This window comes from Grimontia celer (assembly GCF_900055185.1).
In the GTDB taxonomy this organism is placed as follows: domain Bacteria; phylum Pseudomonadota; class Gammaproteobacteria; order Enterobacterales; family Vibrionaceae; genus Enterovibrio; species Enterovibrio celer.
In genome coordinates this window covers 455,046-476,688 of the sequence record NZ_FIZX01000002.1, presented here as the reverse complement: position 1 = coordinate 476,688, position 21,643 = coordinate 455,046, and the positions used below count along the sequence as shown (strand labels likewise).

Here is a 21,643-nt window from a genome sequence, read left to right as displayed (position 1 = left end):
CTTGAAAGAAGGGGGACAGGCCACCGTTTTCCTTTTACGATGTACATCTCGTTCGGCATTCAATTTATTTCATAGTCAATCACTTAGTCACGCTTTGGCTTCACATTGGGCTAGAATGATTTCATCTTTTTCCTAATTTTCGCGACGCACATGGCAATTCCACTGATCGACTTTAAGCAGCGCGATGCTGCCTTGCCCGATGTAGAGATCATTGAACTCTCCCAACTCTATACTCGGGAATTCAAAAATCATCATCCAGAAGCGCCACACCGTCTTTCGTTTTTCATGACAGTGATCTTCGAAAAAGGTGAAGGTAAGCAGATGGTCGATTTTGAGGAATATGATTTCAAACCTGGTACCGTCATCAGCGTTCAGCGTGACCAAGTGACAGCGTTTGATTTATCGAATAAGCCGGAAGGAAAAATACTGATATTCACACAGGAATATCTGGATGCGGTCCACGCCAACATGAGGCTACCCAGTTTCACGCCCACACACCTCAACAGCCAATATTCACCAGCCTTTGAACTCGATGAAGAAAACCGTCAACGCACATTTTCATTGCTGAATGAAATGATCGCCGAGCTTACCTGTGAAGGTGGTGACCCATTGATCGTGATGTATTTATTCTCGGCGCTGACCTTGCTTCATCGACGTTTGAAAACTGTCGGGGAAGTCGACAACCTTTCTCCTTCGCAAAGTCGCCTTATCTCACGTTTTATCGAGCTCCTACAGGAACATTTTGAACGTACGCGCGATGCAAACTGGTATGCAGACCAACTTGCGACTACCTATAAAACCCTCAACCAGGTTTGTAAGGCTTCCACGTCTCTGACCGCCAAACAAATGATTGATGCCTTCACCATTACAGAAATCAAACGGCGGTTGGTGGTGAGCAAAATCACCTCTCAACAACTCGCCTATGACTTCGGGTTCGAAGACCCAAGCAATTTCGTTAAATACTTCAAAAAGGAAACGGGCCTCACGCCTAGCAAGTTCAGAAATCACTATCGATAACCATTGATGCATAAAAGGCTTGCAGTGAACTCAGTTTACATCGGTTCGATATTGACCATTTTTCTGCCTATTTCCACTCTGCCCGATTTCATTCCTTCGTCTTAACATTGCCTCAACACCGAACAAAAGGACGAGACAATGAAAACAATCAAAAACAAACTTCTTCGCTCTGTTGCTGTGGCCAGCGTGATGGGAATTGCTGCATGCAGCGCCCAGTCAGCGTCGGAGTCGCTCTCAAACAAAGACAAGGCCGTTGCACTGATTAGCAGTATTGAAACCGGTGACCATGCGCCTATCGCTTATGTAAAACCGAACAAATACATTCAGCATAACCTTGCGGTTGGAGATGGCCTGGAAGGGTTTGGCGAAGTGATGAAAGCCCTGCCAGAAGGCAGTGCAAAAGCGGACGTGAAACGTGCCTTCCAGGATGACGATTATGTTTTCCTGCACACTGAATACGATTTCTTTGGCCCTAAAGTTGGCTTCGACGTATTCCGCTTTGAAAACGGCCAAATTGTTGAGCATTGGGACAACCTGCAAGACATCGCCCCGGCAAACCCCAGCGGCCGCACCCAACTCGACGGCCCAACAGAAGCGGTTGATCTGGATAAAACTGAAGAAAACAAAGCCATTGTTGCAGACTTCGTGAAAACCATCCTGATGGAAGGCAACATGGCGCGCATCAATGATTTTATCGACAACGAACCTGAAGCCTACCTGCAACACAACCCAATGGTGGCTGATGGTTTGGCAGGTTTGGGCGCAGCACTGCAAGCGCTAGCTGAGCAAGGCATGCCAATGTCTTACACCAAAAACCACAAGATTCTGGGCCAAGGTAACTTCGTGTTGACGATCAGCGAAGGGACATTCCTTAATGAACACGTTGCATTCTACGACCTGTTCCGCGTCGACAACGGAAAAATCGTTGAGCACTGGGATGTGATTGAAACCATTCCACCACGCAGCGAGTGGAAAAACGACAACGGCAAGTTCGGCTTCCAATAAGCGTATCTTCCACTGTCAAACATCCATCATGAGGCCACAAACGTGGCCTCAGTTATTAGGAGGTCAGCATGAGACAATTAACTGTCAGCGACTACGCCGATCGCATCTCGCTCCATCGCCCGTATGTCCCAACCACATTGCAAGGTCTGACGAACCCCGCATTGGTACTCAGAGTATTGCAGGAACTGACACTCGTTCTGCAAAAATCTGGCATCAAAGACGTTCGCGAGTTGGATTCCGACGAGCAGCGCACTCTGCTGGACTCCGCCATTACTGTTCTTCCTCCAGGGTTCTTGAGTGATAACGGTAAAAGTGCGCTGGATACCCTGCTATCTGCAGAGTGCCAAAGCCAATCAATCACAGATGTCAGCGAATTAGCGCCATTTCTAAAAATCGGTGATACCAAGGTAGTGCTCTGGCGTGGAGACATCACCACACTGAAGGCAGACGCGATTGTGAATGCCGCAAATAGCCAGCTTCTCGGGTGTTTTCTGCCCCAGCACAAATGCATTGATAACGCGATTCACAATCGAGCAGGAGTTCAATTACGTGAAGACTGCGATGTCATCATCCAGCTTCAGGGTGGAGAGGAGCCAACAGGCGAAGCGAAAATTACGCGGGGTTATAACCTGCCTGCCAAATACGTCATCCACACAGTTGGGCCGATTGTACAAGGCAATGTGACTAAAGAGAGCGAGCAATTACTCGCCGCCAGCTATCAGCACATTCTGGATATCACTCAAGAAGTCAAAGATGCACGCAGTGTCGCCTTGTGTGCGATTTCTACCGGTGTATTTGGCTACCCGATTGAACAAGCAACACCCGTGGCGATTAACACCGTCGCAAAATGGCTGAAAGCCAACCCCGGCAAACTGGATACGATAGTTTTCAATGTGTTCAGTGAACGGGATTACGATGTGTACCAATCAGAACTGGAGGAGTTTGTATGCAAAAACTGAATCTTCAAACATTGAGAAATGTCTCCACTCTGATCAAAGACGCCGATGCGATCTTGATTGGTGCAGGTGCCGGGCTGACGGCAGCGGCGGGGATCAATTACCTCGATCGCGACAAGTTCGCCGAAGTGTATCCAGGCTGGAAAAAGAAAGGCTTCAACGCCCAATACGAGCTCATGGGTTATCCCTACTGGTCGCAACAGGAGCAATGGGGTTACTACAAAGTCCATCTGGAATACGTGTATTTTTCTCAGGGTGTGAACCCGCTTTATGAAGCTTTGTATGATCTCGTGCGCGACAAAGACTACTTTGTGATGACCTCCAATGTGGATGGTCTGTTCTACAAAAGCGGATTTGCCCGGGAACGTTTTTACGCTCCGCAGGGCGACTACGGGAAAATTCAGTGCACCAAACCGTGTTCACAGGAAGTGTGGGACATTAAACCCTTCCTCGATCGCATGGAGCCCTACTTCGATTCCGTCGAACAGGTGCTGACATCAGAGCAAGGCGTGCCTAAATGCCCAAACTGTGGCGAAGACATGTTCATTCATGCCCGCGTAGATGGTTCATTCATCGACACTGTGCATGAAGACGAACGACAGGCATTGATCCAGTGGTTGGACAACAACCGAGAGAAGAAGGTCGTGGTGCTGGATTTGGGATCAGGCTTTAACACGCCAACCGTTATCCGAATCCCGATGGAACAAATCACCCATACGTTCCCGAATGCAAACTTGGTCAGGGTGAATATGGATAATGCCTCCACGCCGCCGGAATTGGGATTTAAATCGACGTCAATCAAAGGTGATATCGCAGAATTTGTTCATCAAACCCGCGCATTGATGGTTGCGTAATCACCCCAATATCAGGGCCGTAAGTGCTGCCCTGATATTGTATTCAGTATGCCAAAACACGCTATCTCAAGGCGTAGACGTAAGCATCGACCATATTGCCATTTTCACAGGCTGCCTGGGTCAATACTCGCTGATATCCCTCGCCTTCAAACTCATCTAAGCGTTTCCAGTGTGAGGGTAACGCTTCAGAACTGAAGATAAACCCTTCCACGTTATCCGATGATTCTTCAAGCACAATACCGGGGTAACCATGCTCTGCACCCCAACCTTCCTGCAGCAGTTTTCCTTTTACCGACGCAGGTTCCCAAGTACCTGGAACCATTGCCAATATATGTTCGTTCGGACGCCCCGGTGCCAGCGTTCCATAGACAAATAAACGGGAAACCATCTTCAACTCCTCCAATGGCTTTTTCCGCCATCCTATCATCGGATTTGCTCGCAGAATTTATCGAATTTTAGACGACGCGAAGTTTATATCTGGTATGTGTCACATCCTGCTCCAACATCAAATAAATGGATAATAATCAATAATCTAGTTGGATATCGCTCGCCTTTTTTCATTCTCTCACTCACGTCTTCACTAGCAAAAGTTAACATCCGGCAATCACTCTCATTGCGCAACCACCTTTTCCAACTAACAAAAGGCTCGAAAACTTATGAAAAAACTCATGATCGCTGCTGCTATCGGCCTCACCGCTTTTATTATCTATTCCGAAGCAAACCGAGAACCAAGAGAACGCATTAACTATGCGCAAACGTTGCCTGAAGCGCCTGCCTTTGAAGCATCTTCAAACTTCGACGGTCAGTGGGAAGGAAAGCGTATTGATATCAGCGGTGACAATATCTGCCTCGAAACCCGCATTATTGGGAACATAGAAGACGGCAAAGTCTCCCTTCGTCTGATGTATAACAACACCCTGCTGAAGGGTTGGATTGCCGACGATGGAAAGCTTGAACTCTATAGCGACAACGAACGCTGGGGTTACGATTTCAAAGGCACAGCAAAAGACGGGCAAATTGATGGAGAATGGAAGGTATCAAATGCGCCATGCCGTGGGTCTTGGAAAGTGGTGAGGGTGTAATCAGCTGAGTAGTTAAAAAACTAGCTAAAGTCATAGATGAATGAGGGAATAAAATGAAATTCCCAGACACTTAGAATATTATGGAATGGTGATGCCTGAAATTAGTCGCTTCAGGCATCAAGAGTTTTAATTAAGCTACTGACAGTGTGTTTTGATAAGTGCTCGCCACTAAATCATTTTGTTCTTGAGGCGAGGACTGTGTAAGCCTCTTGTAAATCTCATTGAGATCATCAAGCTTTTTAATGATCTCCTCTGCTGTTTCATCTCCAGCTTTCAAAACATTCTGATATAAAGCTACAAATGTCTGAAAATCAACTTTATGTGCATCAATAACAGATACTGTATAGTAATAAGCTGATACAGACTCAGTTCTATTCAATAGTGACTTTGCCTTGACATTTCTTTTCCAGCATAAAAGGTCAAATCGTAATAAAGTAATACCATCTGTGTATGCTAAATATTTTTCTTGGGTTTGCTCTTCTCCATCACTTGAGCCAAGGAAGCCGCCAATTACCGTCTTAACTATGCTGGAAATACCTTTAGTCACTGTACTTTTTTTATCGCCTTCATTGAGAAACATTCCGGCGACATCATCCACTACACTATTTATTCCTTCTGCCTCTGATTTAACAAAAGAGCGAGTTTGGCCATCTCTGCTAATTATTGAAGTAATAGGAAGTGTTTTACTTTGCTCCGCATTTTTTAGTTCGTCAGTTATTGTCATTTTATATAACTGTAATTGTTTCTGAGCCAAAGCAGACAATGCGTCTAGTGCTTCAGTTGTTTCTTCTGTTAGTTCACCTGATTTATCTATTTGTTTTGCCATATTTATTCTCCTAGCCACTTTTTAGAAACTTCGATTGTCAGTAAAGTAGTTATAGAATAAAAGCAGACATTTATTTTGTGAGATAAAACCCATAAGTTAACCCGCAACACATAAACAAACCTGTCAGTTTCCTAATATTACATGGAATATCTAACCAGTTTAGGTATATAAAAAATAGTTTCGTACTCTATTGATTATTCTCCAAGGTCTGATAAGAAAAAATCAGAATCCTTCTCGAAGTAATCCGTCTCACCCTTGCGTCATCTTCGTTTTGTCTTTTTTTCTTTACTTGAGTGACACAAAGCTTCAATAGCTTAGTCCGCTAAAGAAAGCGCTATCTTCACTAAGGAAGGAACGAAGAATGAAAACCAAGGTTCTTGCTGCGGCTGTCGCAGCTCTGTCTCTCACGCTCATGGGCTGCTTTGAACGTCCAATGGATCTCACCATCGCACATATCAATGACCACCATTCTCATCTGGAAGCTGACGATGGTTTAGACATTACTGTTGGTGGTGAAAGCACGCGCGTTGAAGTGGGTGGTTTCCCGCGCGTCGTCACCAAAATCCGTGAAATCGACGAAGCGAAACAGAACGTTTTGAAACTGCACGCGGGCGATGCCATCACCGGTGACCTCTACTACACCCTTTTTGGCGGTGAAGCAGACGCAGCAATGATGAACCAAGTATGTTTCGATGCTTTTGCGCTGGGTAACCATGAGTTTGACGACGGCGATGCGGGCCTGAAAACCTTCCTGGATCAGTTGGCAACCGCTGACTGTAATACCCGTGTGGTAGCTGCAAACGTTCGCCCAGAAGTTGGCGTTTCTCCGCTGACACCTCAAGGCAAGTGGGATTCGTTCCGTCCTTTCGTTGTTAAGAAATTCAACGGTCAGAAAGTGGGTATTATCGGTATTGATATCGCTACTAAAACCAAGAATTCTTCGAACCCAGATGCAACCACTGAGTTCTTGGATGAAACCAAAACCGCTCAGAAATTCATCAACAAGCTGAAGAAGAAAGGCGTGAACAAGATTGTTTTGCTGACTCACTACCAATACGGCAACGATCTGGAGCTGGCGAAGAATCTGAGTGGTGTTGACGTGATCATCGGTGGTGACTCTCACAGTCTGCTGGGCGATTTCGATGCGGTCGGTCTGAACAGCGCGGGCGACTACCCAACTATGGTGACCAATAAAGATGGCGACCCGGTTTGTGTCGCGCAAGCTTGGCAATATTCCTCAATCGTTGGCGAGCTGGATATCAGCTTCGACCGCAAAGGTGTCGTTGAACAGTGTTCAGGTACCCCTCACCTGATGCTGGGTGACACCTTCAAGCGCCGCAACGCTGAAGGTACACGCGTAGAACTGGAAGGTGCTGACCGCGATGCCGTTTACGCAGATATCGATGCAAACCCTGTGCTTTCAATCGTTGAGCGTGATGCAGAAACGCAAACTCTGCTGGACACTTACACGCAACGTATCGAAGAAGAAACCCAAACCGTCATTGCGAACGCAACCTCTAATCTGTGTCTTGAGCGTGTTCCAGGGCAAGGTATCAGCTCCCTCTGTGACGTGTCTGAAACCCAATCTAACGGCTCTGATGTTTCGAATTTGGTGGCGAAAGCTTTCATGTTGCAGAGCTTAGAAGCAGATGTTGCCATCCAGAACGCGGGCGGCGTGCGTGCCGACGTACCTATGGGTGATGTGACTATCGCGACCGCTTATCAACTGCTTCCATTTGGCAATACCTTGGTGAACCTGAACATGAGTGGCGCTGAAATCAAACTGGCCCTGGAACAAGGCGTGGATTATGTTCTGAATCCAGACGGTTCAAGCGGTGCCTACCCTTACGCTTCAGGTCTGCGTTTTGATGTGGATATTTCGAAAACGTTTGGTGAGCGTGTCACCAATATCGAAATCAATTCGCGCTTAGCAGGTGATTGGGTAGCGCTGGATACAGCAAGCACAGAAGCCAACATTCAGGTTGTAACCAACAGCTTTGTAAGCGGTGGTCGCGATGGTTATTTCGTGTTTGGTGATGTCACCAACGATGGCAGAGCCGTTGATACTTACCTCGACTACGCAAAAGCCTTCGTAGATTACGCAGAAGCGGTTGGCACACTGAGCAAACTTCCTCTCGAAGAGTACAGCACCCAGCGTTTTTACGACGCTGACGGTAACCTGCAGTAATCAAACACCTATCTAATCAACAAAGCCCGCTAATGCGGGCCTTGTTATTTGGATGCTAGGGTCTGTTGACCTCAGGCCTTTGCAGGCTCAAACCAGTGGGTTGTTCTGTTCGCAAACCACACTAGAGAGAGCATCACGGGGACTTCCACCAGTACGCCCACGACCGTTGCCAATGCTGCTCCTGAATGCAAACCAAACAACGAAATCGCGACAGCGACTGCCAGTTCAAAGAAGTTAGACGTACCAATCATTCCAGCAGGAGCGGCAACGTTATGAGGCAGCTTGAGCCATTTGGCTGCGCCGTAAGCAATCGCGAAGATGCCGTAAGTTTGAATAAGCAGAGGGATCGCAATCAACAAAATGGTTTGGGGCTGACTGACGATAGTCTGCGCCTGAAAACCAAACAACAGAACAACGGTGCCCAGCAAACCCACAATAGACCAAGGCTTCACTGCCGTCAGGAAGCTTTGCAGTTTTTCCTCTCCCTTTGCCAGCAAGTGTTTGCGCGCCCAAGCACCCGCAACCAGCGGCAGAACAACATACAAGGCAACGGAGAGAATCAAGGTTTCCCAAGGCACCAGAATATCTGTCACACCCAGCAAGAATGCCGTAATAGGGGCGAAAGCAAACACCATAATGAGGTCATTCACTGACACCTGAACCAAGGTGTAATTGGCATCACCTTTGGTGAGTTGGCTCCATACAAAAACCATGGCGGTGCATGGCGCCACACCAAGCAGAATCATACCCGCTATGTACTCGCTCGCACTTTGTGGATCAACCCAATCTGCGAAGATGCCTTTGAAAAACAACCAGCCCAACGCTGCCATGGTGAAAGGCTTCACTAACCAGTTGATTACCAGCGTCAGAGCCAAGCCTTTTGGCTTTTTGCCCACGTCTTTGATGGCGGAGAAATCAACCTGAACCATCATCGGGAAGATCATCACCCAAATCAGTACCGCAACCACCAGATTTACGTGTGCAAATTCCAGATTGGCCACCAATTCAAAAGCAGAAGGAACAAGATTTCCCAGCAGTACACCCGCACCAATACACACTGCTACCCACACGGAAAGGTAGCGTTCAAACATGCCCATAACTCAATCCCATTTACCAAATATATGAAAAATCATATATATTGAATTATAAAAACCATCATCCTAGCTCTCTTGTCTTAACAGCAGGTAGAAGCGCGCTCTGGGCGATCGCCCATTTTGCATAGACGGGTCATACATTCTTGCAGGAAGACCGGATTTGAATCGGTCGTCACGGCAAGCACCTCTTTCGCCCACGTCGGCAATGCACTGGAAATGCTGTAAAACACCCACTGGCCCTGACGGCGATCGGTCAGCAGTTGGCATTTACGCAATTGAGCAAGATGACGGGATACTTTTGGCTGGCTTTCTTCGAGCGCTTCCATCAATTCACACACACAAAGCTCCCCTTCCTGTTGCAGCAACATCAGGGTTTTCAGACGGGTTTCATCCGCTAAGCATTTGTAGAAATTAACGGGAGAGATCATTCATATTCACCAAGTCGTTGTTCACCCTGCATACTGTATATATGTTTTTCCATATGTAAAGTAACATTTGGATGTCAGCTTGGTTTTCAGCGCCTTGTTCAGGTCGTGATTTGGTTTCGATAATCCCTCGGTGAAGTGCCACTCCACTTGCGAAATGCATGGCGGAAGTTAGCGGGATCTGAAAAACCGACCCGCTCGGAAATATCTTCAATGCTGATGTGGGTTGAGCGCAGATAGTGGCGGGCAAGACTGAACCGCACATGATCCAGAATGTCCTGAAACCCAGTATTTTCGTTTTTAAGATGACGGCGAAGCGTGCGGGAAGACATACCGAGCGCAGAGGAGACCACTTCAATCGATGGATACCGACCGGGGTTTTCCAATAACATCTGGGTGATTTTTTCATTCAACGTCAGCGCGCCCGAGACTTTCTCCAGCATCTCATCACAGGATTTGAGACACATACTCAGCGTCATCGGATTCGCGGTTGGCAGTGGTTCATAAAGCTTGGTGGCATCGAAATGCCATTCAAGGTGTTTGCTGTTGAAATAAACCGGACAGTGGAAGGTTTCTTCATAGAGTTCAGCATATTCCGGCTCACGGAAGGGAAAGTAAATGGCTTTAGAAGGGAAAGGCTGCTGAATCACCTCTTCACACAAACTCAAGATCGCCGCAAACCAGTATTCAGAACAAAACGGCAGCAATGAATCCAGCTCCACCAGCTGATCAGCACGGAAGTAGCCAACATCATCTTCCACCCACATGGTTTTCTTGAGCACGGGCCCCGCTAAGCGAAGGTATTTGAAACCCATCATCAAGGCATCAAGCAATGTATTGCTGCTGAATACGGCGTAGCCCAAGACGCCAAAGTCGCTAAACCTCGCTTGCTGACCCACTCTCAGGCCAAGCCCCGGCTCTGAAGTGTTATTGATGGCATTGCTGAAGGTAGCGAGTTTTTGCATCAGGGTAATGTGAGTATCTGGCGCATACAGCCTGTCTTGTTGTAGTCCCGTTCCTTCAAGGAGGGCTTCCATCGGCACGCGATCTTGCAGATAACGGCTCAAAAGCTGTAAATCCAACACGCCACAGGACTTCATGTCTGGCTCATAAACCGCGGTGTACTTCATGACACTTCCCCATGCTGCTCATCACTAGAAACAGTGACAAGTCTATAAATACCGCAATTCTGTCCGAATATCACCGGATTTTGTCTTTTTGGCACCTGTTCGGGAGTTTGACCCGATGTTGTAATCGAACAGTAAATGACAAAACCATCAGGAATTCGGGCATGAACAATCAAAGCAGTACAGTACCTTTCTCCCAACACGCTGCGCTTAGTGAGCTAGAGTCGTGGTTTTACGCGCTCAAATCAGCCTATCAGCAAGATACCCAGCCCACACTGGAAGACAGAAAAGCACAGCTTTCCGCGCTGAAAACCCAGCTTCGCCGGTACCAGAACGTGTTGGCTCAGGCCATGAGTGACGATTTCGGAGGTCGCAGCCATTCAGAGTCTTTGATGGCAGATGTGCTGGGGCCGATCCTAGACATTAACCATGTACAAAGTCACCTTCGCCGCTGGATGCGTCCGAAACGCCGCCCAACAGAATGGCTCTTCAAAGGCAATAAACTGGAACTGCGTTACCAGCCTAAGGGCGTGGTTGGAATTATCTGTCCTTGGAATTTCCCGCTTTACCTCTCTCTGGGTCCTTTGATCACCGCGCTCGCTGCAGGCAACCGCTGCATGATCAAAATGCCGCCAAACTGCCCCAAAACCACCTCTGCGTTGACAGCAATGCTGGCAGAAGTCTACTCAGAAGATCGTGTTCGTGTTGTGCCGGGCGATCACCCTCAGGCAATGGAAATCAGCCATCTGCCGTTTGATCATATTGTCTTTACTGGATCGCCAAACAGCGGAAAGATCATCATGGCAAACGCAGCGAAAAACCTCACGCCAGTCACCCTTGAGCTAGGTGGAAAATCCCCCACGGTGATCTTCGAGGATTACGACATCCAACAAGCGGCCAACCGCATTGCCCACGGTAAGAGTTTTAATGCCGGGCAAATCTGTATCGCACCGGACTATGCGTTCGTTCCGAATGAAAAAGTGGATGCTTTTGTTGAAGCACTATCCCACGCTTATAAAAAGATGTATTCAGGCATAGCTGGCAATGCTGATTGCACATCCTTGGTCGACAATGCCCAGTTCGAACGCTTTCAGGCACTCGTTGAAGACGCCAAAGCCAAAGGTGCCAGCATCATCAAATGCCGCGATGACAGCGATAAACGCAAAATGCCGCTGCACATTGTGACCAATCTGTCGCCGGATATGCGGATTTGTCAGGAAGAAATCTTTGGGCCTCTGCTACCAGTCCACGGCTACAACAGCCTTGAAGAGGTCGCTGATTACATCACCAACCGACCAAGACCACTGGCGTGCTACCTGTTCAGTCACGATAAAGAGCGTCGTGAATGGATGCTTGAGCGCACCCACAGCGGCGGCGTCACCATCAATGATTGGGGTTGGCATGCCCTGAACCATGCCGTGCCGTTTGGTGGCATTGGTAACTCTGGCATCGGTAATTACCACGGCGAAGAAGGCTTTCGCGAACTTAGCCATGCCAGAACCGTTTTGCAGATGCGCCGTTGGTTCCCAATCAGCCTGTTCGCGCCGCCATATGGCAACCTCGCACAAAGACTGGTGATGCGTATTTTTATCGGGAAACCCGATCCCATGCTTTCCACACAAGACAATGCCAACGCCGCTATTAAAACCCCAGACATCGCTTCTGGACGATAGTGCTCGATAAAAACAAGGCAAACTAAAAGGAAGATAAGGAGTACAAGGAATGCACAATCTTGCTGTCAATCTGGAGCGCAGTGCGGCGCTCTTTTCCGATAAAATCGCTGTTCGAATGGCCGACACCGTCTTCACCTTCGAACAGCTCGACAAACTCGCCGCCAACGTCGCCCAACACCTTGTTTCGCTGGGCTTGGGACCGGGCGACAAAGTTGCCCTCTCCTGTCCCAATATCCCCTACTTCCCCATCGCTTATTACGGTATTCTGAAAGCAGGCTGCGTTGTAGTCCCGATGAACGTATTGTTCAAACCCCGCGAGATTGCCTATCACCTGAATGATTCCGACGCTAAAGCCTATCTCTGTTTTGATGGCACAGAAGAATTGCCCATGGGCACTTTTGGTCAGGAAGGGTTTAGACACGCGGAAGGCTGCGAGCATTTTGTGTCCATGCCGGGAAATGATTCTTCAGCCCATTCCCTTCAAGCCTGGCTGTCAGAAGCATCAAAGCCATTTGAAGCGGTTTCCCGACAAGGCGATGATACGGCGGTTATCCTCTATACCTCTGGCACCACAGGCCAACCCAAAGGTGCTGAGCTTTCCCACACCAACATGATTACCAATGCCATGGCATCGCAGAACCTGATGCGTTTGGAATACAGCGACACCACCATGGCCGCGCTGCCGCTGTTCCACAGCTTCGGACAAACCGTGATGATGAATGCCAGCATACTCACTGGCGCGACTGTGGTGCTGGTGCCCCGCTTTGAACCTGCCAGCGTGATAGAGCAAATCATCGAGCATCGCGTGACTGTATTTGCTGGCGTCCCCACCATGTATATCGCCCTGCAACGTGCCAGTGAAGCATGCTTCGAGAAAAGCGAAAAAGTGCGGCAGAGCCTGCGACTAGGCATTTCTGGCGGCGCTTCTCTGCCTGTTGAAGTGTTGCGCCAGTTTGAAGCCACCTTTGGGCTTCCAGTTCTCGAAGGCTATGGCTTATCTGAAACTGCACCTGTGGCGACTTTCAACCATATCGACAGCGACAGACTTCCCGGTAGTGTCGGCCAACCGCTGTGTGGTCATATGATCAAGATTGTCGACTTAGCAGGAAACAGTGTCCCGACGGGCGAGCGCGGTGAAGTGTGCATCAAGAGCCCAAGCGTGATGAAGGGCTATTACAACCGCCCAGAAGCAACAGAAGAAACCTTTATCGACGGCTGGTTCAAAAGTGGCGACATCGGCTATCTTGATGAACACAGCAATCTCTTCATTGTTGATCGCGTGAAAGATATGATCCTGCGCGGAGGCTATAACGTTTATCCGCGGGAAATCGAAGAAGTGATGGTGTGTCACCCTGCTATCGAAATGGTGGCGGTGGTTGGCGAACCCCACGAGAGACTCGGCGAAGAAATCCATGCTCATGTACTGTTGAAGCAAGATGCTGATGTGGTTGAAGAGACTGAGATCATCGCTTGGTGCAAGGAACAACTGGCGGATTACAAATATCCGCGCCGTGTCATTATCCGTAACAGCTTCCCAATGACCGCAACGGGCAAAATCCTCAAACGCGATCTCCACCCTTCCAAAAACGGAGACGCGTAAATGGATAGCTTCGATTACATTGTGGTTGGCGGCGGCTCCGCTGGGTGTGTGATGGCATCCCGCCTGTCCGAAGACCCGACAGTGACTGTCTGCCTGCTCGAAGCCGGCGGCAAAGATACCAGCGCCCTTATTCATACCCCGGTAGGCGTGGTGGCGATGATGCCTACCAAAATCAATAACTGGGGATTTGAAACCATTCCCCAACCAGGATTAAACGGACGCAAAGGTTATCAGCCGCGCGGCAAAACCCTCGGCGGTTCGAGCTCAATCAATGCCATGATGTACTGTCGCGGACACCGTTACGATTACGATCACTGGGCCAGTCTGGGAAATCAGGGCTGGAGCTATGATGAATGCCTGCCGTACTTCAAGAAAGCGGAAAACAACGAAGTTCACCACGATGAGTTTCATGGTAAAGGCGGCCCTCTCAACGTTGCTGAACTTCGCTCGCCAAGTCCTTTGATTGAGCGTTTTCTGGATGCCTGTGAAAGCATTGGCGTTCCCAGAAACCCAGATGTGAACGGTGCAGAGCAGTTTGGCGCGATGGCGACTCAGGTTACTCAGCTTAACGGAGAACGTTGCAGCGCTGCCAAAGCCTATCTCACCCCCAATCTCAATCGCCCCAACCTGACTGTGGTCACCAATGCCACCACTTGTCGTGTGCTGTTCGAAGGCAAAAAAGCAGTTGGCGTGGAATACGAAAAACAAGGACAACGCGTTCAGATTCGCTCACTACAAGAGGTGATCCTGTCAGCCGGTGCATTTGGTTCACCACAAATTCTGATGCTTTCCGGTGTCGGTGCGAAAGCCGATCTGGATGCCCACGATATCAAGCAAATTCACGATCTTCCCGGCGTGGGCGAGAACCTGCAGGATCATATCGATCTGGTGCATTCATACCGCTGCAGCGCCAAACGCGACAGCTTTGGTGTGTCGCTGCAAATGGGTGTTGAAATGGCGAAAGCTCTGCCTGAGTGGATGAAAGAACGCAAAGGTAAACTGAGCAGCAATTTCGCTGAAGGTATTGGCTTTTTGCGTTCATCGGATGACGTTGATGTGCCAGATTTAGAGTTCGTCTTCGTCGTTGGTGTCGTCGACGACCACGCCCGTAAAATTCATGCCAGTCATGGTTTTTGCTCGCATCTAACCCTGCTTCGCCCCAAGAGCATTGGCACGGTAAAACTCAACAGTGCCAACCCTTCGGATTCACCGCGTATCGACCCCAATTTCTTTGCCGACCCTGATGATATGCGCGTGATGATTGAAGGCTGGAAGAAGCAATATCAAATGCTTGAAAGCGACGTTTTCAAAGATATACGTGGCAAGCCTTTCTATCCGGTCGATGCCAATGATGATGCAGCCATTGAGCAAGACATCCGCAGCCGGGCAGACACCCAATATCACCCGATTGGTACCTGCAAAATGGGAACGGATGAAGACCAAATGGCCGTGGTGGATAACCAGCTTCGTGTATACGGCTTAGATGGGTTACGTGTGGTAGATGCGTCTATTATGCCGACGCTGGTAGGCGGTAACACCAATGCGCCCACCATTATGATTGCAGAGAAAATCGCCGACATCATTAAGCACCAGCGGAAATCACTCACCACCGTGGCAGGCTCGAACTAATCTCCTTCCAAGGCTTTCTCCACCGCTTTCACGTTGAAGCCGTGGAGAATCTTGTCACCAATCTTTATCACCGGCACGCCACGCGCTCCTAGCGATGCGTGCTCTTTTCTGCCTCTTGGTGTACCCACATCGCACAAACGGTAGGCAATTTTCTTGCTATCGAAAAACTGCTTGGCTGACTGGCAGTGCGCACAATTTTTGCTGGTGTATAAAACGATGCGTTTCATCTTCTGTCCTCAAGTTGATGTTTGATTATGATCTGTTAATTTTCAGAACAGTTGATTCAAACACCACCTCCTAATTTAGATCTAACTTATTAATTTTATTAATCAAACACAAAGCGTCTTATTCAGTAAACGCTAATTATTTATTTCCGACGCCGCATCATATTCGAGACAAAATACGTCTGTCTCCCCTCATACGATTTTCATGCTTATGCAGTTGATTTAATAACAATATAAACACTAGGGAAATTGTATGAAGAAGCATACTTTGGCAACTTTCATTCTGGCAACCTGCGCCTCGTCTGGCGCTTTTGCACAGTGTAATGGCAACGTCTACGCGATGAATGCGGGACGCGGACATGTGGGTTTTCTTATAGACCTGCAAGAAGACAAAAAACTCACAGGTGCTTACGACGGCTCACGCGCACTGAAAGAGTCACGCACACTATTCAGCTCTTCGGCTATGGCTTATGACGCAGTCAACAATCGTATCTACTATGTAAGCGCGCCAAGGCCGGAAGCCTATCATGTGCAGGGGCTTGAAGACGACACCAATTCCGGTGAATTTCCTAGCCTCGATTTCCATGCGTCAAAGCTGAAGAAAAACCAGCTCGCCTACTATGACCCAGATACAGGCACTCACTCGATTGTTGGAGACACGCCGGATGTATTCCGCATGGCATTTGACCCCACTACAAACACTCTTTATGCCTCTGATAACAGTGATATCTTTACCATCAACACCAGCGACGCCTCAACGGCAAAGATTGGCGAATTTCCCAGTGGTATGCGCTCGGGAGGTTACTCAAGTTGGGGTGACTTTGTGTTTTATCAGGGCAAACTCCTGCTTGTCACCAACACCCGAACATTTACCATTAACACCTCTACGGGTGAAACCAAGCTAGAGTCTTTCCATTTCGTCAATTTCGTCACGGCCGCCACCCTCGACCAGAACGGTCAAATGCTTGTTGCTGCCAAAAACCAAAACGTCACAGGGAACATCAATAGTACCCGGCTTTGGCGACTGAACCCTGATACGGGCGAGAAAGTCTCTGTCGGGCTTTTTCCAAATCGCATCAGCGCGTTGACGACCAATACACTGGAAGCTTACAAGTGCTATGACGGCACCGTTTTTCCAAGCGAAACTGTCATTGAAGTCACTGGTGTTTCCGGCGACACCGTTACCGAAGGACAAAATGCCACCTTTACCGTCAACTTCGACAAAGAGCTCAAAGCCTCAAAAGAAGTTACCCTTGCACTTCGCGATGGTACGGCCATTGCGGGAACCGACTATCAGACTGGTGTCACGGTGAGATTTGGAGATGAAAGCACATCAGCCACTCTCACCAGCGCAGGCGTGAAGGTAGACATCCCGCCGGGTGTTTCCAGCATCAGCGTGATCGTACCAACCATTGATGATGACGATGACGAAGAAGCCAAAACCTTTTCGCTCGACGCCTGGATTAAAGATGACCAAGGCGACAAAGCATGGGGAACCGTTACCATTAACGACAACGATGAACCACTTGGTGCCTGTAGCTCAGGCGTGAAACTACAAATGTCTGCAGGCGGGGATGGTGCTTGGTCTTACTTTGGTGTGGATTGCGATAAATCTGATGTCTACTTCAACGCTGCCGGGCTATACCACTCATCAGCGCGCCACACTCGACTCAGATGGACGACTGATTACGGCAGTTTCTCGACCACAAGTTACGACCGTTATTCTGGCGGTATCCGCGGCTATGTTGGGGTGACTGAAGTTAAGACTTTGAAGACACTGAGCATTAGCGGCAGTTCAACCATTAAGCCTGCCTGCCAGCATGGTGATGTGCGTGGTACACCGCTTTCCTATGTGTACAACGGCACCATCACCATCAAAGAGGACGGTTCACAGCAGTGTTTCCTACAGTTGAATTACGACTTCTGTGACGGTGCAGATAACCGGGTGAGGAAAGTGGCAACCAGCTACAGCTGTAACTAGCCCAACTCTAGACTTGCTAAAACGACAATGCCCTCAAACTGAGGGCATTTGTTGGCAAACCCGTTTACGTTCACTTCCTAAGACCTTTCTCTTCAAGCAGCTTCAGAATCGCTTCTGCCGCTTCTTGCGGGCTTGGGTTCATCATCACTTTTCCGCCAGAAGATGCGGGCGCTGCAGTGGCAGCTTTAAAGCGGTCGCGGCTGGAGGCTTTAGCGGCGACGGTTTTAGTGCGCTTCGGACGTTTCTTGGCTGGCTGCCATTTCCAGCCCTGTTGCTCCAGATCCATTTTCACTTCAACTTCCAGCACATTCACTAAACCATCTCTCGCTTTGGTAAACGCGCTTTGCCTTGCTGCAGGCGCTGATGCACTGGCGATCAGCACAGCAGGTAGTTCGACCCTAAGCTTTCTGCGCTGACCGCCTGCCAAAGCCTGAAGCACTTCAACGTGAGAATCGGTTTGTTCCATCACATCGACCACTTCCGGCACAACGGCTGCACCTAACCCATCAGCAACCAAATACGGCACCATGCCGGATGATTCCCCCTGCTCTGCCCGGGCACCGCAGAAAACCAGTTGGGGCTTCTGGGATTTGACGAAATCCGCCAGTGCCGCGCTAGTGTCTGCCCCTTCTGGTTGCTTCAACACGTTGACCTTGGAGACGCCCATACCAAGATATTCCCGAATCGCGGGTGATTGAGGATCGCCGGCGAATAAAACCATTGCAGATTCCGACTGGGTCAATGCCATTTCCAGCGCCTTGGCATCACGCTCTGCCCGTCTTGGACGTCCAGAGAGCGGGTGTTGGCCGGCTGAAACCAGTACCAGGATGTTTGGGTTATCCGACATCATCAAGCTCTCCTTTACCACCAAAGGTAGCGTCAACCAATGCCTGCATCACTTCGCTGCTATCAGCGATAATGCTGAGATCAGCACGCTTAATCATCTCGCAGTTGGCATCAGTATTCAGTGCGATGACGGTTTCGCAGGTCGTCATCCCCTGCAAATGTTGAATCGCGCCCGAAATACCCACGGCGATATAGATCTTGGCGTTCACATAGGTGCCGGTAGCGCCAACCTGAGTTGTTCTTGGCATGTGCCCGTTATCAACAGCGACACGGCTGGCCCCTTCTGTCGCACCCAATGCTTGCGCACATTGGTGGAACAAGGCCCAATTACGAATACCGTTACCACCGGAGAGAATAAATCGGGTTTCCGCCAGAGGAATGTCAGCCGGATCAACGGCGACGCCACCAAGGTCTGTGACTTTGGGTATCACACCCGCCACTTCTGTGACATCCAGTGAAGACGCTTCAGTGATAAAGCCAGCAATCGGGTCAGCCACTTGTTCTTCCACCAGCAATATTCGGGAAAGCTTCCGGTTAACACTTTTCGATGCGTCACCACCACCACAATTCAGCGTGCCTTCTGCGTAAAGGTTGCCGCGAGTCACTGGTCTTACGCCCAATGAAGCCGCTAATCTTCTCGCTAAATCTCCACCGACTAAGGTGTCATCCGCGAATATCCAATGTTTGGGGGATAGCTCTGTATCAATGGTTTGTAATATCGCGAGCCAGTTGTCAGGGGAATAGTTGGCTGCGTCGAGCGTCAATGCTCTGTCAGCACCGGCCGAGGCAAGGTCATCCTCACGGTTGTGAAGGTTAATCATTACGACGGCTGTGCCACCGTCCGCCAGCGAATGTGCAAGTCCCAGCATGTCTTTGTCCAGCACCGTCAGCTTGGCACTATCAGAATCCGAGAACACCACAATATAGTGGGAAGGATTCACAATGGCCCTGAGTGGCAGGCTTTGCTCTTGCTGTTTTTTCGCCACGCCAGCCGCTGCGACCGCAGCACCAGAGCGGTCGATCCGTTTAATGCCTTCCGCCGATAAGTACCCCTGCTTGTGGGGATTTTTGCGGTTGGTACCACCTGACATCAGCAAATCATGGTCAACTGCCATCTCATCATACTGAGGGTGCAGGCGATTTCTCAGGATATGTTCTTTACGGGGATCGCGTCGTTTGATGTCGTCCATTTACTCCCCCACCGCTTTTGCTTGGCCAGCGTCGGCATTTTCTACCACGGCATCGAGCAGCATGACAGCAACGTCCTTCACTTCCGGCCTTGGCATCACCACGCCTTCGAGCATCACTGCACACTGCGGGCAGGCAACCGCCACCATATCAGCCCCCGTCTCGCGGGCATCATCCATCCGCATATCCGCAATGCGATGTTCGCCCGGAATATCGGTGACTGGCGCCCCACCTCCACCGCCACAGCAACGCGAGCGATAGCCTGAACGCTCCATCTCACTGACCGTCAGCCCCATGCTGCTGAGCAGGTAACGCGGTGCATCATAGCCACCGTTGTAGCGCCCGAGATAACAAGGATCGTGATACGTCACCGATTGGGATTTGGCCTGCTTCAGCTTGATATCACCTTGCTCAACCAGCTTCGCCAGATACTCGGTGTGATGGAAAACATCATAGCTGCCGCCAAAGTCCGGGTACTCGTTTTTAAGTACATGGAAGGCGTGAGGATCCGGGGTAACAATTGACCTGAACTGGTATTTGTTCAGGGTTTTGACATTGGCAATCGCCAAGCGCTGGAAGGTGGCTTCATCACCCAGACGACGCGCCAGATCGCCGCTATCCAATTCCTCGTTACCCAAAATGGCGAAATCGATATTGGCGTGACGCAGCAGTGTAACCACCGCACGAAGCGTGCGTTGGTAAGCCAAATCAAAGGCACCGTCACCCGCCCACAAAAGCACATCCGTGGTACCCACCTCTGACAGATGATTGAGCTTCAGATCGACTGACCAGTTCGCTCGGCTGTTTGGCGACAGGCCATTCGGGTTATCGGTTGCAATCAGGTTTTCCAACACCTCTGCGCCTTTTCCGACCGTTTCACCTTTTGCTAGCGTCAAGTTGCGGCGCATATCGACAATCGCATCAACGTGTTCGATCATCATTGGGCATTCTTCGACACAGGCTCGACAGGTAGTACACGACCAGACGGTTTCTGCATCCAGTAAACCCTCGAACAAAGGTTTATCCGGCGCTCCGCAACGGGCTTCATCAGATTTGCCGGGGTACTGGCTGCCGGCGTAATTTCCCGTTTCCCCGCCAGCCATGCCTACCACCATATCCTGAATCAGTTTCTTCGGATTCAGTGGCTGACCGGCGGCAAACGCCGGACAAACTTTTTCACAGCGTCCGCACTGCACGCAGGCATCAAAGCCCAACAGCTGGTTCCAATAAAAATCGGACGGCTTTTCAACGCCCAGAGTTTGCTCATCAAGGTTGATGGGCTTCAGGCCCGTTGATCGGCCACCACCAAAACGTTCCTGACGTCGGTGAAAGCCAAGATGTAAGGCGCCCGCAAAGGCATGTTTCATTGGGCCGCCCCAAGTCATACCAAATAGCAGCTCTGCTAAACCTAACAGAATGCCAACGATAAGCAGCGCCGCGACGATGATGGGTACATTGCCGATGCCCAATAACAACAGCAACGACATCATCAAGCCAGAGAAGGAGAAAACCAGCAGACTGTTAGGTAGCCTCTGCCAAGGCCCTTTGGAAAGGTTAGCAGGAGGGTTTTCGCGACGTTTTTTCACTTTCACTGCACCAAACGCCATCGCAGCAAACGTCGCACTCATCAGTGCAAATGTCAGGGTATTGTCTAACCCCAGAACGAAAACCAGCACCATTAAAATGCCAGATGCCACAAAGCCCCCAGCAGTGGCGACATGCGTGTTTGCGAACGCTTTGTCACGTGCAACCACATCGTGAAGATCAACCAAATACCGTCGGGGAATGGCAGCAAGGGCTCTCCCGATGGGAAAGCTGGCTGGCTTCCCTTGCTGCCAGAGACGAATCCGTTTTACTGTGCCGACAACCGCCAGCGCAATCATGATGACTAACAAAGGACCGATAAGCGACGTCCACATCACAGCTAC

The 21,643-nt window shown here is 49.6% G+C and carries 19 protein-coding genes; 10 read left to right on the top strand and 9 right to left on the bottom strand.

Annotated elements, in window-relative coordinates; all coding sequences use genetic code 11:
* Positions 1-150 precede the first annotated feature (150 nt).
* From GCE9029_RS12310 to GCE9029_RS12295, 4 genes are all read left to right on the top strand, one after another.
* The gene (locus GCE9029_RS12310; RefSeq protein WP_062663547.1) at positions 151-1,017 is read left to right on the top strand and encodes a helix-turn-helix domain-containing protein; all 867 of its coding nucleotides are present in this window, start codon (positions 151-153) and stop codon (positions 1,015-1,017) included.
* A 138-nt stretch (positions 1,018-1,155) separates the two neighbouring features.
* Positions 1,156-2,022 (top strand): nuclear transport factor 2 family protein, encoded by an 867-nt coding sequence (locus tag GCE9029_RS12305; RefSeq protein WP_062663546.1) that lies wholly within the window; start codon positions 1,156-1,158, stop codon positions 2,020-2,022.
* Between the two features lie 68 nt (positions 2,023-2,090).
* Complete coding sequence (locus tag GCE9029_RS12300; protein ID WP_062663545.1) at positions 2,091-2,981, top strand: protein-ADP-ribose hydrolase; 891 nt, start codon at positions 2,091-2,093, stop codon at positions 2,979-2,981.
* On the top strand, positions 2,969-3,832 hold the full coding sequence (locus tag GCE9029_RS12295; protein WP_062663544.1) for an SIR2 family NAD-dependent protein deacylase: 864 nt from the start codon (positions 2,969-2,971) through the stop codon (positions 3,830-3,832). The genes GCE9029_RS12300 and GCE9029_RS12295 overlap by 13 nt, the downstream gene beginning before the upstream one ends.
* 61 nt (positions 3,833-3,893) lie before the next feature.
* Here the strand turns inward: GCE9029_RS12295 and GCE9029_RS12290 are convergent, their stop codons facing one another.
* On the bottom strand, positions 3,894-4,220 hold the full coding sequence (locus GCE9029_RS12290; protein ID WP_062663543.1) for a gamma-glutamylcyclotransferase family protein: 327 nt from the start codon (positions 4,218-4,220) through the stop codon (positions 3,894-3,896).
* A gap of 268 nt (positions 4,221-4,488) precedes the next feature.
* On the opposite strand from GCE9029_RS12290, the gene GCE9029_RS12285 reads away from it, so the two are divergent.
* Complete coding sequence (locus GCE9029_RS12285; RefSeq protein WP_062663542.1) at positions 4,489-4,914, top strand: hypothetical protein; 426 nt, start codon at positions 4,489-4,491, stop codon at positions 4,912-4,914.
* A 130-nt stretch (positions 4,915-5,044) separates the two neighbouring features.
* Here the strand turns inward: GCE9029_RS12285 and GCE9029_RS12280 are convergent, their stop codons facing one another.
* Complete coding sequence (locus GCE9029_RS12280) at positions 5,045-5,740, bottom strand: hypothetical protein (RefSeq protein ID WP_062663541.1); 696 nt, start codon at positions 5,738-5,740, stop codon at positions 5,045-5,047.
* A gap of 361 nt (positions 5,741-6,101) precedes the next feature.
* On the opposite strand from GCE9029_RS12280, the gene nadN reads away from it, so the two are divergent.
* Positions 6,102-7,928 carry an NAD nucleotidase gene (gene nadN / locus GCE9029_RS12275; protein WP_062663540.1) on the top strand — a complete coding sequence of 609 codons (1,827 nt, stop codon included), beginning with the start codon at positions 6,102-6,104 and terminating at the stop codon, positions 7,926-7,928.
* Positions 7,929-7,999: 71 nt separating this feature from the next.
* On the opposite strand, the gene arsB is transcribed toward nadN, so the two are convergent.
* The 3 genes from arsB to GCE9029_RS12260 form a co-directional block, all read right to left on the bottom strand.
* Complete coding sequence (arsB, locus tag GCE9029_RS12270; RefSeq protein WP_062663539.1) at positions 8,000-9,025, bottom strand: ACR3 family arsenite efflux transporter; 1,026 nt, start codon at positions 9,023-9,025, stop codon at positions 8,000-8,002.
* Positions 9,026-9,102: 77 nt separating this feature from the next.
* Positions 9,103-9,450, bottom strand: a complete 348-nt coding sequence (locus GCE9029_RS12265) for a metalloregulator ArsR/SmtB family transcription factor (RefSeq protein WP_197475360.1) — start codon at positions 9,448-9,450, stop codon at positions 9,103-9,105.
* 98 nt (positions 9,451-9,548) lie between these two features.
* The gene (locus GCE9029_RS12260) at positions 9,549-10,577 is read right to left on the bottom strand and encodes an AraC family transcriptional regulator (RefSeq protein WP_062663538.1); all 1,029 of its coding nucleotides are present in this window, start codon (positions 10,575-10,577) and stop codon (positions 9,549-9,551) included.
* 161 nt (positions 10,578-10,738) lie between these two features.
* Here GCE9029_RS12260 and GCE9029_RS12255 point away from each other — a divergent pair, with 161 nt between their 5' ends.
* The 3 genes from GCE9029_RS12255 to GCE9029_RS12245 are packed head-to-tail and all read left to right on the top strand — an operon-like array spanning position 10,739 to position 15,476.
* Positions 10,739-12,247 (top strand): coniferyl aldehyde dehydrogenase, encoded by a 1,509-nt coding sequence (locus tag GCE9029_RS12255; RefSeq protein ID WP_062663537.1) that lies wholly within the window; start codon positions 10,739-10,741, stop codon positions 12,245-12,247.
* Positions 12,248-12,296: 49 nt separating this feature from the next.
* On the top strand, positions 12,297-13,847 hold the full coding sequence (locus GCE9029_RS12250) for a long-chain-fatty-acid--CoA ligase (RefSeq protein WP_062663536.1): 1,551 nt from the start codon (positions 12,297-12,299) through the stop codon (positions 13,845-13,847).
* Positions 13,848-15,476, top strand: coding sequence for a GMC family oxidoreductase (locus GCE9029_RS12245; protein ID WP_062663535.1), 1,629 nt, complete (start codon positions 13,848-13,850; stop codon positions 15,474-15,476).
* Here GCE9029_RS12245 and GCE9029_RS12240 read toward each other — a convergent pair.
* Positions 15,473-15,703 (bottom strand): glutaredoxin family protein, encoded by a 231-nt coding sequence (locus GCE9029_RS12240; RefSeq protein ID WP_062663534.1) that lies wholly within the window; start codon positions 15,701-15,703, stop codon positions 15,473-15,475. The genes GCE9029_RS12245 and GCE9029_RS12240 overlap by 4 nt on opposite strands.
* Positions 15,704-15,953: 250 nt before the next feature.
* Here GCE9029_RS12240 and GCE9029_RS12235 point away from each other — a divergent pair, with 250 nt between their 5' ends.
* On the top strand, positions 15,954-17,681 hold the full coding sequence (locus GCE9029_RS12235; RefSeq protein ID WP_062663533.1) for a hypothetical protein: 1,728 nt from the start codon (positions 15,954-15,956) through the stop codon (positions 17,679-17,681).
* A gap of 70 nt (positions 17,682-17,751) precedes the next feature.
* On the opposite strand, the gene GCE9029_RS12230 is transcribed toward GCE9029_RS12235, so the two are convergent.
* From GCE9029_RS12230 to GCE9029_RS12220, 3 genes are read right to left on the bottom strand one after another with little or no spacing between them, the layout of a single operon-like run.
* Positions 17,752-18,531: an adenine nucleotide alpha hydrolase family protein gene (locus GCE9029_RS12230; RefSeq protein ID WP_231870092.1), complete on the bottom strand. Its 780-nt coding sequence runs from the start codon at positions 18,529-18,531 to the stop codon at positions 17,752-17,754.
* Complete coding sequence (locus tag GCE9029_RS12225; RefSeq protein WP_062663532.1) at positions 18,518-19,717, bottom strand: electron transfer flavoprotein subunit alpha/FixB family protein; 1,200 nt, start codon at positions 19,715-19,717, stop codon at positions 18,518-18,520. The genes GCE9029_RS12230 and GCE9029_RS12225 overlap by 14 nt, the downstream gene beginning before the upstream one ends.
* Positions 19,718-21,634: a (Fe-S)-binding protein gene (locus tag GCE9029_RS12220; protein WP_062663531.1), complete on the bottom strand. Its 1,917-nt coding sequence runs from the start codon at positions 21,632-21,634 to the stop codon at positions 19,718-19,720.
* Positions 21,635-21,643: the final 9 nt, after the last annotated feature.